The sequence below is a fragment of the Streptomyces sp. NPDC127197 genome (assembly GCF_042672405.1).
GTDB lineage: Bacteria > Actinomycetota > Actinomycetes > Streptomycetales > Streptomycetaceae > Streptomyces > Streptomyces flavusporus.
Genome location: NZ_JBHXVG010000006.1, coordinates 55313 through 68610 on the forward strand (window position 1 = coordinate 55313; position 13298 = coordinate 68610).

Sequence of the window (13298 nt, forward strand, 5' to 3'; positions counted from 1 at the left end):
GACTCAGATGTCGAGGAAGCGGACGTCCTTGGCGTTGCGCTGGATGAACTGGCGGCGCGCCTCGACGTCCTCGCCCATCAGGACCGAGAAAAGCTCGTCGGCCTGGGCGGCGTCGTCCAGGGTGACCTGGCCGAGGACGCGGTGCTCCTGGTCCATCGTGGTGATGCGCAGCTCCTCGGCGTTCATCTCGCCGAGACCCTTGAAGCGCTGGATCGAGTCCTCCCTGATCCGCTTGCCACGCTGGCGGCCCATCTCGATCAGCGCGTCGCGCTCGCGGTCGGAGTACGCGTACTCGACGTCCTCCCGGCCCCACTTGATCTTGTAAAGCGGGGGACGGGACAGGAACACATGGCCCGCCTCGACCAGCGGCCGCATGAAGCGAAACAGGAAGGTCAGCAGCAGGGTGTTGATGTGCTGGCCGTCGACGTCGGCGTCCGCCATGAGGATGATCTTGTGGTAGCGGAGCTTCTCGATGTCGAAGTCCTCGTGGACCCCGGTGCCGAAGGCGGAGATCAACGCCTGGATCTCCTGGTTCTGCAGGATCTTGTCGATCCGCGCCTTCTCGACGTTGAGGATCTTGCCTCGGATCGGGAGGATCGCCTGGTACTCCGGGTTGCGGCCGGACTTGGCCGAGCCGCCGGCGGAGTCACCCTCGACGATGAAGATCTCGCACTTGATGGGGTCGTTCGACTGGCAGTCCGACAGCTTGCCCGGCAGCGACGCGCTCTCCAGCAGCCCCTTGCGGCGGGTCAGGTCACGGGCCTTGCGGGCCGCCACGCGCGCGGTGGCCGCCTGGATGCCCTTGCGGACGATGTCCGCGGCCTCGTTCGGGTTGCGGTCCAGCCAGTCGTTGAGGTGCTCGTAGACCACCTTCTGTACGAAGGTCTTCGCCTCCGTGTTGCCCAGCTTGGTCTTGGTCTGGCCCTCGAACTGGGGCTCGCTCAGCTTGATCGAGATGATCGCCGTCAGACCCTCGCGGATGTCGTCACCCGTGAGGTTGTCGTCCTTCTCCCGCAGCAGCTTCTTGTCGCGCGCGTACTTGTTGATGAGCGAGGTCAGCGCGGCGCGGAAGCCCTCTTCGTGCGTACCGCCCTCGTGGGTGTGGATGATGTTGGCGAACGAGTACACGCCCTCGGTGTAGCCGTTGTTCCACTGCATCGCGACCTCGACGGACAGGTTCTTCTCCTTGTCCTCCGCCTCGAGGTCGATGACCGACGGGTGCACCACATCTCCCTTGCGGGAGTTGAGGTACGTCACGAAGTCGACGATGCCGCCCTCGTAGTGGTACGTGACCGTCTTGGGCTCGGCCTTCTCGTCCGCGCCCGCCTCGTCCGCACCGGCCGTGGCCTTGGCCGACTCGCGCTCGTCAGTGAGTTTGATCGTCAAACCCTTGTTGAGAAACGCCATCTCCTGGAAGCGCCGCGAGAGCGTCTCGAAGGAGTAGTCGGTGGTCTCGAAGATGTCCGGGTCGGCCCAGAAGGTCACCGACGTGCCGGTCTCCTCCGTGGCCTCGTGCTGGGCGAGCGGGGCGGTCGGGACGCCCATCTTGTAGTCCTGCGTCCAGCGGTAGCCGTCGGTCTTGACCTCGACGGAGACCTTGCTCGACAGGGCGTTCACGACCGAGACGCCGACACCGTGCAGACCACCGGAGACCGCGTAGCCGCCGCCGCCGAACTTGCCGCCCGCGTGCAGCACGGTCAGCACGACCTCGACGGCCGGCTTGCCTTCGGAGGGGACGATGCCCACCGGGATACCACGGCCGTTGTCGACGACCCGCACCCCGCCGTCGGCGAGGATCGTGACGTCGATGGTGTCCGCATGCCCGGCCAGCGCCTCGTCGACGGAGTTGTCGACGACCTCCTGCACAAGGTGGTGCAGTCCGCGCTCACCGGTCGAGCCGATGTACATGCCGGGTCGCTTGCGGACGGCGTCCAGACCCTCGAGGACGGTGATGGCGCTGGCGTCGTACGAAGCCGTGACCTCGCCGTTCAAGGCGATGGCCGCGGCGTTCACGTCGGCGTCGGTGGACGGGATGTTCTCGTTGGGGTTGCCGGAATCGGCCACGAAGCGCCCTTTCTGGCACAGCACGAGCCGGGCTCGTCGGCGGGTTGCCGGAGCGGCTGCGGCATGTTGCGTTGGTAAGCCTTGATCAGCGTTGCTCAGCTTTTCCCGGACGTCCCCACGACGGGGGCGGGATTGCCCTCCAGTCTACCGGTAGCGCCGACAGTGATGGGGGTTTGCGGGCACCTGAGTCCTCATGTGGCGCCCTGAACCATCCTCGGCCGGGTCCCGATATGCGGATGGGGGCTCCAAGAGGCTCACAGAGGCACTCAGCGCTTCCGGATGTCAACCCTTTGCTACTCCAGGGCCAGGCCGATATTCGCAACTGTGTCCGGTCATGCGGCAGTAGGCGTTCCGCGGTCGCACCGACGCACCTACGACGGCACCGACGTGATGTCGGTCACTCCTGGCAGACCCGGGCGGCCAGGTCACCCATAGGTGTCGCCGGGGCCCCTGCTGCCGGGCGCACGCAGCGGGCCGTAGCGGCGGGCGGGGCCGCCGGGCCCGTACACCTTGATCTGCCTCACCGCGCCGTGACCGAGGTCCTCGTTGAGGCGGGCGACCAGCGTGGGCGCGAGCAGCCGCAGGTTCGTCGCCCAGGCCGTGGAGTCACACCGCACGACCAGCACCCGCTCGTCCTCGTCGTACTTCTCCGGAATGCAGTGCTTGGCCACGTCCTCGCCGACGATCTGCGGCCAGCGGCCCATCACGCCGCCCACCGCGGCCGGGGCCTCCCAGCCCCGCTCGCTGATCAGCCGGTTGATCGCCGCGCCGAGCGCCATCGGGTCACGGCCGTCGGCGCGCGCCCCGGAACGCAGGCCGCCACGCCGCGCCTGCTTCTTCTGCTGCGCCGCGTCCCCACGCGCGCGTGCCTGCTCCTTCGCCGCCCGCAGCGCGACCCGCGCGAGGTCGACGCCGGAAGGGGTCCCCTTGGGTGCCGGTTCATCGGTGGTCATACGCGCTCCACCGTCCCGTCCGACACCGTGTACCGCACCCCCGCCAGCACATGCGGTACGTCGTCGTCGACCGCAGCCGTCACCAGCACCTGCTCGCCGGGCGCGACCAGCTCGGCCAAGCGCTCGCGCCGGCGGGTGTCCAGCTCCGCGAAGACATCGTCGAGGATCAGCACAGGCTCGTTGCCCTCGGCGCGCAGCAGGTCGTACGACGCGAGGCGCAGCGCCAGCGCATAGGACCAGGACTCCCCATGGGAGGCGTATCCCTTGGCAGGCAGCTCACCGAGTTTGAGAATCAAATCGTCCCGATGGGGCCCTACGAGGGTGACGCCCCGCTCGATCTCCTGCTTACGGGCCTCGGCCAGCGCGGCAATCAGCTGCTCGAAGAGGGCCTCCCGGGTGTGCGCGTCGCCCGGGGACGACGCCTTGTACTCCAGGGCGACCGGGCCGCCCCCAGGAGCCAGCTGCTCGTACGCCTTGTCGGCGAGCGGCTGAAGCGCGGCGATCAGATCGAGGCGCTGGGCGAGCAGCTCGGCGCCCGCGCGCGCGAGGTGCTGATCCCATACGTCGAGGGTGGACAGGTCCATCGAGCGGCCCCCGTGTCGGCGGGCCAGCGCGGCCGACTTCAGCAGCGTGTTCCGCTGCCTGAGGACACGCTCGTAGTCGGAGCGCACGCCGGCCATGCGCGGCGAACGGGCGGTGATCAGCTCGTCGAGGAAGCGGCGCCGCTCCCCGGGGTCGCCCTTCACCAGGGCGAGGTCCTCGGGCGCGAACATCACAGTGCGCACGATGCCGAGCACATCACGGGGCCTGACCTGCGAGGACCTGTTGATGCGGGCGCGGTTGGCCTTGCCGGGGTTCAGCTCCAGCTCGACCAGCTGCTGCCGGTCGCCCTGGCGGACCTGCGCGCGGATGATCGCGCGGTCGGCACCCATGCGGACGAGGGGGGCGTCGGAGGCGACCCGGTGGCTGCCGAGGGTGGCGAGGTAGCCGACGGCCTCGACGAGATTCGTCTTGCCCTGCCCATTGGGCCCGACGAAGGCAGTGACGCCCGGGTCGAGCGGGACCTCGACCCGGGCATACGAGCGGAAGTCGGCCAGCGACAGATGCGTGACGTGCATGGTGGTGCGCCGGCCTCCCCCGGTGTCCTGTATTGCTCGTTACTTCTTCTCGACTGCGTGGCCGCCGAACTGGTTCCGCAGCGCCGCGATCATCTTCATCTGCGGAGAGTCCTCCTGACGCGACGCGAACCGCGCGAAGAGGGAAGCCGTGATCGCGGGCAGCGGCACGGCGTTGTCGATGGCGGCTTCCACAGTCCAGCGGCCCTCGCCGGAGTCCTGTGCATAACCCTTGAGCTGCTCCAGATGCTCGTCCTCGTCGAGGGCGTTGACCGCAAGGTCGAGCAGCCAGGAGCGGATGACAGTGCCCTCCTGCCAGGACCGGAAGACCTCCCGGACGTCGGTCACGGAGTCGACCTTCTCCAGCAGCTCCCAGCCCTCGGCGTAGGCCTGCATCATCGCGTACTCGATGCCGTTGTGGACCATCTTCGCGAAGTGGCCCGCGCCGACCTTGCCGGCGTGCACCGACCCGAAGTCGCCCTTCGGCTTGAGCGCGTCGAAGATCGGCTGCACCTTGGCGACGTTCTCCGCGTCGCCGCCGTACATCAGCGCGTAGCCGTTCTCCAGGCCCCAGACGCCGCCGGAGACGCCGCAGTCGACGAAGCCTATGCCCTTGGCGGCCAGCTCCTCGGCGTGCTTCTCGTCGTCCGTCCAGCGCGAGTTACCGCCGTCCACGACGACATCACCGGGCTCCAGCAGCTCGGCGAGCTCGTCGATGGTCGACTGGGTGGGTGCACCGGCCGGGACCATCACCCACACGACCCGCGGGCCCGTCAGCTTGCCCACAAGCTCTTCGAGGCTGTGGACATCCGCGAGGTCCGGGTTGCGGTCGTATCCGACGACGGTGTGGCCCGCGCGGCGTATCCGCTCGCGCATGTTGCCGCCCATCTTGCCGAGGCCGACGAGACCGAGCTCCATCAGTTGTGTTCCTTAGGTTGCTGTGGCGTGTGAGGCACCTTCGTACCCACGTCCGAGCCTAAACCCGGACTGTCACGCACACCTGTGGGCATACGCGCTCATACGTAGCCCCTCACCTGCGGCTTTCGACGGCCGGGCGGGCCTGGTCGTCCACTCGGAACGCACAGCCTGTGGACAACTGGGGGCAGCGTCAGCCGCTCAGGCGCACCGGCATACTGCGAGCTTGTGGGGGGATAACCCCCACACCCCCAGCAGTCGCCGCGGCTGGCCCGGTTCACACGCTCAGCCACTCAGACGCACAGGCATGATCAGGTACTTGTAGGCCTCGTCCGCCTCGGCATCCAGCGCCGGCTTGCCGCTGAGCAGCGCGGGCTTCGTGGACGTCGTGAACGACAGCTGGGCCACCGGGGAGTCGATGGCGCTCAGTCCGTCCAGCAGGAACGTCGGGTTGAAGGCGATCGAGATGTCGTCGCCCTCCAGCTGGGCGTCCACCCGTTCCACAGCCTGTGCGTCGTCGCTGGAGCCGGCCTCCAGGATGAGCACGCCCTGCTCGAAGCTGAGCCGCACCGGAGTGTTCCGCTCGGCGACCAGGGCCACACGCTTGACGGCTTCCACGAAGGGCGCGGTCTCGATCACGGCGACGGAGTTGAACTCGGTCGGGAACAGCGTGCGGTACTTCGGGAGGTCGCCCTCCAGGAGGCGGGTCGTCGTACGTCGACCGGCGCCCTCGAAGCCGATCAGACCCTCGCCCGCGCCCGAGCCGGACAGCGCCAGGATCACGCTGTCACCGCTGGTCAGCGCCTTGGCCGTGTCCAGGAGCGTCTTGGCGGGCACCAGGGCGACCGCAGAGGCGTCCGGGTTCTCCGGCTTCCAGAGGAACTCGCGGACCGCGAAGCGGTAGCGGTCGGTCGAGGCCAGGGTGACCCGGTCGCCCTCGATCTCGATGCGCACACCGGTGAGGACGGGCAGCGTGTCGTCACGACCGGCGGCGATGGCGACCTGGGCGGCCGCGGCGGCGAAGACCTCGCCGGGGACCGTGCCCGTGGCGTTCGGCATCTGCGGCAGCGCCGGGTACTCCTCCACAGGCAGGGTGTGGAGTGTGAAGCGCGAGGAGCCGCAGACCACCGTCGCCCGTACACCGTCTGTGGAAATCTCCACCGGCCGGTTGGGGAGGGCGCGGGAGATGTCGGCGAGCAGTCGGCCCGAGACGAGGACCGTGCCCTCCTCCTCGACCTCCGCCTCCACCGACACGCGCGCGGAGACCTCGTAGTCGAAGCTGGACAGGCTCAGCTGGCCGTCCTCGGCCTTCAGCAGCAGGCCGGCGAGGACAGGCGCCGGCGGACGGGCCGGGAGGCTGCGCGCCGCCCAGGCCACTGCCTCCGCGAGTACGTCGCGTTCCACCCGGATCTTCACTGTTGCCGCCTCCTGCTGTTGCCGGCGCTTCTCGCCCTGCCTGGCTTCGTCGTCTGTCTCGGTGTCGCGGGCCCCTGGGACGGGAAGGACACCGGGGAACAGTCTGACGCACAGCACTGACAGTAGGTGCCTCTCGGGGTCAAGTCGTGACGAGGGGCAGCAGGGCGCCGAAGAGCGAGTTGTGCACAGGGCCCTCTTCGAAACGGATTCCCAGCTCTCTCTAGTTGGGAGTAGTAGTAGGGCCTGTGGATACCGTGGATAACTACGTTATCCCAGCTCAGGGCGGAAATTTTGTCCACGGCGCCTGTGGGCGGAGGCAGTGGACAACTGAACACTTCTGTGGAGAACGGAAAGTTCTGCACACCCCATGCACAGGGTGGGGCGAGTTCTCCCCAGCGCCGTCCCCAGCTTTACCCATGTTTCCCACAGCCCAACCCGGCAGCTTTGTGTGACGCCTTTCACTCGGCCTGGTGAGCAGGCGCGTCGCGTTGCCGAACAGTGGACAGAGCTGTGGAGAAGGTAGGCGTCACTGGGGACAACCTTCCCCGGCCTGTGGGTGGCCGGTGGACAACTCCGTGCACAGTCTGTGGATCGCCTGCCTGTCCACAGACTGTGGAGATCCTTCGTCCACCGGTCCACAACCACCTGACCTGGTCTGATGGTCCTTCAACAGGTCAGGCTGTGGACACGATCTGGACAACTTCGCAGTCCCCAGGATGTGGACGGCAGAAAGTCACCGAATCTGTGGAGAGCGGCCGTAACTCGGCTCGTAATCGAACCGCGGGTGGCCGACGAACGACGAAGGGCGCCCGGGGACCTCGTCCCGGGGCGCCCTCAGAGGCGTAGGACGGCTGCCGTCAGCCGTTCTTGATGCGGTTCGTCAGCTCGGTGACCTGGTTGTAGATGGAGCGCCGCTCGGCCATCAGATTGCGGATCTTGCGGTCGGCGTGCATCACCGTCGTGTGGTCGCGGCCGCCGAACAGCGCGCCGATCTTCGGCAGGGACAGGTCCGTCAGCTCGCGGCACAGGTACATGGCGATCTGCCGGGCCGTCACCAGCGCGCGCCCGCGCGAGGTTCCGCACAGATCCTCGACCGTGAGGCCGAAGTAGTCGGCGGTCGCGCTCATGATGGCCGTCGAGGTGATCTCGGGGGCGGTGTCCTCGCCGCCGGGGATCAGGTCCTTCAGGACGATCTCCGTCAGGCCCAGGTCCACCGGCTGCCGGTTGAGCGACGCGAACGCCGTCACCCGGATCAGCGCGCCCTCCAGCTCGCGGATGTTGCGCGAGATCCGCGAGGCGATGAACTCCAGTACCTCCGGCGGGGCGTTGAGCTGCTCCTGCACCGCCTTCTTGCGCAGAATCGCGATCCGCGTCTCCAGCTCGGGCGGCTGGACGTCGGTGATCAGGCCCCACTCGAAACGGTTCCGCAACCGGTCCTCCAGCGTCACCAGCTGCTTGGGCGGCCGGTCGCTGGAGAGCACGATCTGCTTGTTGTCGTTGTGGAGCGTGTTGAAGGTATGGAAGAACTCCTCCTGCGTCGACTCCTTGTCCGCCAGGAACTGGATGTCGTCGACGAGCAGGATGTCCATCTCGCGGTACCGCTTGCGGAAGCTGTCGCCCTTGCCGTCGCGGATGGAGTTGATGAACTCGTTGGTGAACTCCTCCGAGCTCACGTACCGCACACGCGTGCCCGGGTAGAGGCTCCGCGCGTAGTGTCCGATCGCGTGCAGCAGGTGCGTCTTGCCGAGCCCTGACTCCCCGTAGATGAACAGGGGGTTGTACGCCTTGGCCGGCGCCTCGGCGACGGCCACCGCAGCCGCGTGCGCGAAGCGGTTCGAGGCGCCGATGACGAACGTGTCGAAGAGGTATTTGGGGTTCAGTCGCGCGGTCGGCTCACCGGGGCCGGTCGCCGGCGCGGGCTGCGCCGCCAGCGGGCCTGGCGCGCCACTGGACGCGGGCAGCGAGGTGCCCGCCGGGCCGCGGTGCGCGGGCCCGGCGCTGCCCTGCTGCTCGGGCAGTTCCCGCCGGGCGTCGCGCTGGTCGTAGTCGCCGCGTGACGGGTCGTAGTCGGAGCGCTGCTGGTCGTACGACGGGCGCTCCATGCCCTGTTGGCGGTACTCCTGCGAGGGCAATCCGTACGAGTCCTGCGACGGGGATCCGTAGGAGTCGCGGGACGGTGATCCGTAGGAGTCCTGTGCGTGGGATCCGTACGAGTCCTGCGACGGTGATCCGTACGCGTCCTGTGCGTGGGATCCGTACGAGTCCTGCGGCGGCGTTGCATAGGGGTCCCGTTCCGGGAAGCCGAGCCGCGGCTGCTGCCAGCTGTACTCGTCCTGCGCCGACCGCGGCCAGGCGCCCGGCTCGGGGCGCTGGTACTCCGCCGGGTAGGCGGGGCGGGCCGTGGGGAGCTGGTCGCCGGACGTTCCGGGGCGCTGTTCGGAGCGGTGCCGGCCGTAGCCCTCGTACTGGCCGGACGGAGCGGGGAGTTCCGGCTCGTCGTAGCGCGGCTGGGGCTGGGTGGGGGGTGCCGGCGGGGCCGGGGTCTCGCCGACGGAGTCGTCGACGGTGATCGCGATGCGGATCGGGCGGCCGCACTCACGGCTCAGCGTCTCGCTCACGATCGGGGCGAGGCGGCCCTCGAGCACGCCCTTCGCGAACTCGTTCGGTACGGCCAGCAGGGCGGTGTCGGCGACCAGCGCGAGGGGCTGGCAGCGCCGGATCCAGTGCTCGTCCTTGGCTTCGACGTCCTGCCCGCGGCCGTCACCGAGAAGCTGCTCGAGAACTCGTGGCCACACTGCGGCAAGATCGGCAGGTACGTCAGCCACAGGGCACGCTCTCTCACGGGTCCCACGAACGTGTGGTTGTGGGACGGGTCGGGATGTAAGTCGGGTTCCGCAGGGATAAGGGAACGAATCGGAGTCCAGCCACGGTAGTCAGGGCGACCGCTGTGGTTCAAGTTATTGTCCCCAGCCTGTGGATAGTGTCTCCCCGCGGCCGCCGGTTTGACCGGATGGCGTAGCCCCGCGTACCGTAACCAGGTCGAGTTGTCGATGGCTGCTGCCGCCTGCCTCCGATGGGCACAGATCGCGTCAAGGTGATCGGAAAGCGGTGCACTCGGGCGTAACGCGAGCTACTCGTGGGCGCACGGTGACAGCCAGGACGGCACCCCGCCACCACCGATTTCTTTCTGGAGCCCCCGAGTGAGCAAGCGCACCTTCCAGCCGAACAACCGTCGTCGCGCGAAGACCCACGGCTTCCGGCTGCGTATGCGCACCCGTGCCGGCCGCGCGATTCTCGCGTCCCGCCGTAGCAAGGGTCGCGCCCGTCTGTCCGCCTGATTCCGGTCAGGTCATGACGTCGTGCTGCCCACCGAGAACCGGCTGAGGCGGCGCGAGGACTTCGCGACCGCGGTTCGACGAGGACGCCGGGCCGGACGCCCACTTCTCGTCGTCCACCTTCGTAGCGGTGCCACGGACCCGCACGCGCCTGGGGAGAGCGCTCCCCCGACGCGTGCGGGTTTCGTCGTGAGCAAGGCCGTGGGTGGCGCCGTCGTGCGCAACAAAGTCAAGCGCAGACTTCGCCATCTGATGCGTGAGCGAGTCGACCAGCTGCCCCCCGGTAGCCTGGTAGTCGTACGAGCGCTGCCCGGTGCGGGTGACGCTGAACATGCACAGCTGGCCCGAGACCTGGATGCCGCTCTTCAGCGGTTGCTGGGAGGGGGCGCGCGATGAAGTACCCGCTGCTGGCGCTGATCAAGCTGTACCAGTGGACGATCAGCCCGCTGCTCGGGCCGGTGTGCAAGTACTACCCGTCGTGTTCCCACTACGGCTACACGGCTATTGACCGGCACGGTGCCCTCAAGGGCACCGCACTCACGGCCTGGCGCATCCTGCGCTGCAATCCGTGGTCGCTGGGTGGTGTGGACCATGTCCCGCCGCGCAAGCGTCCGCGGTGGCACGAACTGCTGCGCAACGCATGGCGCGCACGCAAGGGCGGGCCCTCCGCCGCCGAAACGGCCACCGAAGAGAATGTTTCTTCGAGCAACGTTCCTTCGAGCCCGGCCGCAGAGACCTCGTCCCATGCCCAAGGAGCATGATTAGTGGACACGATTGCCAGCCTCTTCAGCTTCATCACCACACCCGTTTCGTGGGTCATCGTTCAGTTCCACTCGCTGTACGGTGCGATCTTCGGCCCTGACACGGGCTGGGCCTGGGGCCTGTCCATCGTGTCTCTGGTGGTCCTGATCCGTATCTGCCTGATCCCGCTCTTCGTGAAGCAGATCAAGGCGACCCGGGCCATGCAGACGCTCCAGCCCGAGATGAAGAAGATCCAGGAGCGCTACAAGAGCGACAAGCAGCGTCAGTCCGAAGAGATGATGAAGCTGTACAAGGAGACGGGCACCAACCCGCTCTCCTCGTGCCTTCCCATCCTGGCGCAGTCGCCGTTCTTCTTCGCCCTGTACCACGTGCTCAACAGCATCGCGCAGAACAAAAAGGTCGGCGTGATCAACGACCGGTTGCTGGAGAGCGCGCAGCAGGCCCATATCTTCGGTGCTCCGCTGGCCGCGAAGTTCACGGACAGCTCCGCCAAGGTCGAGGCACTCGGCTACTCGATCACCGATGTGCGGGTCGTCACCGCCATCATGATCGTCTTGATGTCGCTGTCGCAGTTCTACACGCAGCGTCAGCTGATGACGAAGAACGTCGACACCACGGTGAAGACGCCGTTCATGCAGCAGCAGAAGATGCTGATGTACGTCTTCCCCGTCATCTTCGCCGTCTTCGGCATCAACTTCCCGGTCGGTGTCCTCGTCTACTGGCTGACCACCAACGTGTGGACCATGGGCCAGCAGATGTACGTCATCCACAACAACCCGACCCCGGGTTCCAAGGCCCAGGCCGCCTACCTGGACCGCCTGTACAAGCACGTCACGCACCACGGCAAGGCCCGCAACCGGCGTGAGCGCGCCATCGTGAAGGCCATCGTCGCCAAGGGGCGCGACCGCAACGACTACGAGCGCAAGTTCATCAACGGACTGAGCAAGGCGGGCCTCGCGGCCCAGGCCGACGGCTCCGTTGTGAAGAGCGAGGCTGCCGTGGCCACCGTGACCGAGGACGGTACGCCGGCCACCGCCGCTCCCAAGCGGCAGCAGCCCAAGCGGCAGCCCAAGTCCAAGCGCCAGGCCGGCGGACCGAAGCCTGCCGGAGGTGCCGAGAAGACGTCCTCGCCGTCGACCTCGCTGAGCAAGTCCGGCGACCCGGAGGACGCCAAGCCGGCGGGGTCCGCTGGGAAGGCGGCCCCCAAGTCCGGAGGCGGTTCCCGCAGCCGGGCCCAGTCCGGCCAGCGCAAGGGTCCGCAGCGGCCCAAGTCCTCGTCCAAGAAGTAAGAAGGAGTCCATCCCGTGACGGAAGGCACCACCTCCGCCGCTACCGAGGGTGCAGACACCCTGACCCGCCTGGAGCAGGAGGGCGACATCGCGGCGGACTACCTCGAGGGTCTGCTGGACATCGCTGATCTCGACGGCGATATCGACATGGACGTCGAGGGTGACCGCGCTGCTGTCTCGATCATCAGCGACACGGGGAGCCGCGACCTGCAGAAGCTGGTCGGCCGGGACGGTGAGGTGCTGGAGGCGCTTCAGGAGCTCACGCGCCTGGCCGTGCACCGGGAGACCGGTGACCGCAGTCGGCTGATGCTGGACATCGCGGGCTACCGGGCCAAGAAGCGCTCCGAGCTTTCCGAGCTGGGCGCCAAGGCCGCCGCCGAGGCCAAGAGCAGCGGCTCGCCCGTGAAGCTCAAGCCGATGACGCCGTTCGAGCGCAAGGTCGTCCACGACGCGGTCAAGGCCGCTGGTCTGCGCAGCGAGTCCGAGGGCGAGGAGCCCGAGCGCTTCGTCGTCGTTCTGCCTGCCTGATTGGTCCCTACGCTCCACCGGCCCCGTCTGTTGCGCAGACGGGGCCGAACTTTGTCAGCCTGGTGGTCAGCGCCCAGTGCGCTTTTGCAGTACGGAAGGACGGTCCCCCGTGACGGAGGCAGCGGAGCTCCCCCCTGCGCCCGAGCAGGCACGCGACGTGTTCGGTGATCGCTTCGCGGATGCGGTGAGGTACGCCGAGCTCTTGGCCGAGGCCGGAGTGCAGCGTGGGCTCATCGGCCCGCGTGAGGTGCCCCGTCTCTGGGAGCGGCATCTACTGAACTGCGCCGTACTCTCGGAGGTCGTTCCCGAGGGCGTGACTGTGTGCGACGTGGGTTCCGGTGCCGGTCTGCCCGGGATTCCCCTGGCGCTGGTGCGGGACGACTTGAAGATCACGTTGCTCGAGCCGCTGCTCAGGCGGACGAACTTCCTGACCGAGGTCGTGGAGCTGCTGGGCCTCGATCATGTGACCGTCGTGCGCGGCCGTGCCGAGGAGGTCATGGGCAAGCTGCCGCCGGTCCATGTGGTGACGGCACGGGCTGTGGCTCCGCTGGATCGGCTGGCCACCTGGGGGATTCCGTTGCTGCGCCCGTACGGCGAGATGCTCGCGCTCAAGGGCGACACCGCGGAGGAGGAGCTGAAGAGCGCGGCCACTGCTCTGAGCAAGCTCGGTGCGGTTCAGACGTCCATCCTGCATGTCGGTGAGGGTGTGGTGGATCCGATGTCCACGGTCGTGCGTGTGGAGGTCGGGGAGAGCCCGGGCGGTGTGCGGTTCGCGGCGAAGCGTGCGAAGGCGGCACGTACGGGGCGGGCGCGGAGGCGGCGCTGAGATCGGTGTGTGCTGGGCCGTGGTGCCGTTCTCCTGAGGTGCCTGCTGATCCGCCCTGAGGGTGAGACGTACTCCACACAAGCTGCCAAACCTAT

Annotated in this window: 12 protein-coding genes; 6 read left to right on the top strand and 6 right to left on the bottom strand. The window is 67.8% G+C overall.

Features of this window, described 5'->3' with window-relative positions:
- Positions 1-3: 3 nt before the first annotated feature.
- From gyrB to dnaA, 6 genes are all read right to left on the bottom strand, one after another.
- The gene (gene gyrB, locus ACFVJQ_RS11580) at positions 4-2088 is read right to left on the bottom strand and encodes a DNA topoisomerase (ATP-hydrolyzing) subunit B (protein WP_385510451.1); all 2085 of its coding nucleotides are present in this window, start codon (positions 2086-2088) and stop codon (positions 4-6) included.
- A gap of 401 nt (positions 2089-2489) precedes the next feature.
- The gene (locus tag ACFVJQ_RS11585; RefSeq protein WP_385510453.1) at positions 2490-3017 is read right to left on the bottom strand and encodes a DUF721 domain-containing protein; all 528 of its coding nucleotides are present in this window, start codon (positions 3015-3017) and stop codon (positions 2490-2492) included.
- Entirely contained in the window at positions 3014-4135 is a 1122-nt protein-coding gene (gene recF / locus ACFVJQ_RS11590; RefSeq protein ID WP_385782914.1) for a DNA replication/repair protein RecF, read from the bottom strand. The genes ACFVJQ_RS11585 and recF overlap by 4 nt, the downstream gene beginning before the upstream one ends.
- A 39-nt stretch (positions 4136-4174) precedes the next feature.
- Positions 4175-5050: a phosphogluconate dehydrogenase (NAD(+)-dependent, decarboxylating) gene (gnd, locus tag ACFVJQ_RS11595; protein ID WP_385510455.1), complete on the bottom strand. Its 876-nt coding sequence runs from the start codon at positions 5048-5050 to the stop codon at positions 4175-4177.
- Between the two features lie 282 nt (positions 5051-5332).
- Positions 5333-6463, bottom strand: a complete 1131-nt coding sequence (gene dnaN, locus ACFVJQ_RS11600; protein ID WP_224734813.1) for a DNA polymerase III subunit beta — start codon at positions 6461-6463, stop codon at positions 5333-5335.
- A gap of 857 nt (positions 6464-7320) precedes the next feature.
- A complete protein-coding gene (gene dnaA / locus ACFVJQ_RS11605; RefSeq protein WP_385782919.1) occupies positions 7321-9288 on the bottom strand; it encodes a chromosomal replication initiator protein DnaA in 1968 nt (655 codons plus the stop codon).
- A 375-nt stretch (positions 9289-9663) separates the two neighbouring features.
- On the opposite strand from dnaA, the gene rpmH reads away from it, so the two are divergent.
- The 6 genes from rpmH (at position 9664) to rsmG (ending at position 13203) form a co-directional block, all read left to right on the top strand.
- Positions 9664-9801, top strand: a complete 138-nt coding sequence (rpmH, locus tag ACFVJQ_RS11610) for a 50S ribosomal protein L34 (RefSeq protein ID WP_003956500.1) — start codon at positions 9664-9666, stop codon at positions 9799-9801.
- Positions 9802-9822: 21 nt separating this feature from the next.
- Positions 9823-10194 carry a ribonuclease P protein component gene (gene rnpA / locus ACFVJQ_RS11615; RefSeq protein ID WP_129798843.1) on the top strand — a complete coding sequence of 124 codons (372 nt, stop codon included), beginning with the start codon at positions 9823-9825 and terminating at the stop codon, positions 10192-10194.
- Positions 10191-10559: a membrane protein insertion efficiency factor YidD gene (gene yidD / locus ACFVJQ_RS11620; RefSeq protein WP_385510457.1), complete on the top strand. Its 369-nt coding sequence runs from the start codon at positions 10191-10193 to the stop codon at positions 10557-10559. Before rnpA ends, yidD begins: the two co-directional genes overlap by 4 nt.
- A 3-nt stretch (positions 10560-10562) precedes the next feature.
- The gene (gene yidC, locus ACFVJQ_RS11625) at positions 10563-11849 is read left to right on the top strand and encodes a membrane protein insertase YidC (RefSeq protein WP_385510459.1); all 1287 of its coding nucleotides are present in this window, start codon (positions 10563-10565) and stop codon (positions 11847-11849) included.
- Between the two features lie 15 nt (positions 11850-11864).
- Positions 11865-12377: a protein jag gene (locus tag ACFVJQ_RS11630; protein WP_385510460.1), complete on the top strand. Its 513-nt coding sequence runs from the start codon at positions 11865-11867 to the stop codon at positions 12375-12377.
- Positions 12378-12486: 109 nt separating this feature from the next.
- Entirely contained in the window at positions 12487-13203 is a 717-nt protein-coding gene (gene rsmG, locus ACFVJQ_RS11635; protein ID WP_224737500.1) for a 16S rRNA (guanine(527)-N(7))-methyltransferase RsmG, read from the top strand.
- The last annotated feature ends 95 nt before the right edge of the window (positions 13204-13298 follow it).

What these genes read in the sequence shown, in the direction of transcription:
- ACFVJQ_RS11585 (WP_385510453.1), bottom strand. Translation starts at nt 3,017, where the DNA reads ATGACCACCGATGAACCGGCACCCAAGGGGACCCCTTCCGGCGTCGAC.
- recF (WP_385782914.1), bottom strand. Translation starts at nt 4,135, where the DNA reads ATGCACGTCACGCATCTGTCGCTGGCCGACTTCCGCTCGTATGCCCGG.
- gnd (WP_385510455.1), bottom strand. Translation starts at nt 5,050, where the DNA reads ATGGAGCTCGGTCTCGTCGGCCTCGGCAAGATGGGCGGCAACATGCGC.
- yidD (WP_385510457.1), top strand. Translation starts at nt 10,191, where the DNA reads ATGAAGTACCCGCTGCTGGCGCTGATCAAGCTGTACCAGTGGACGATC.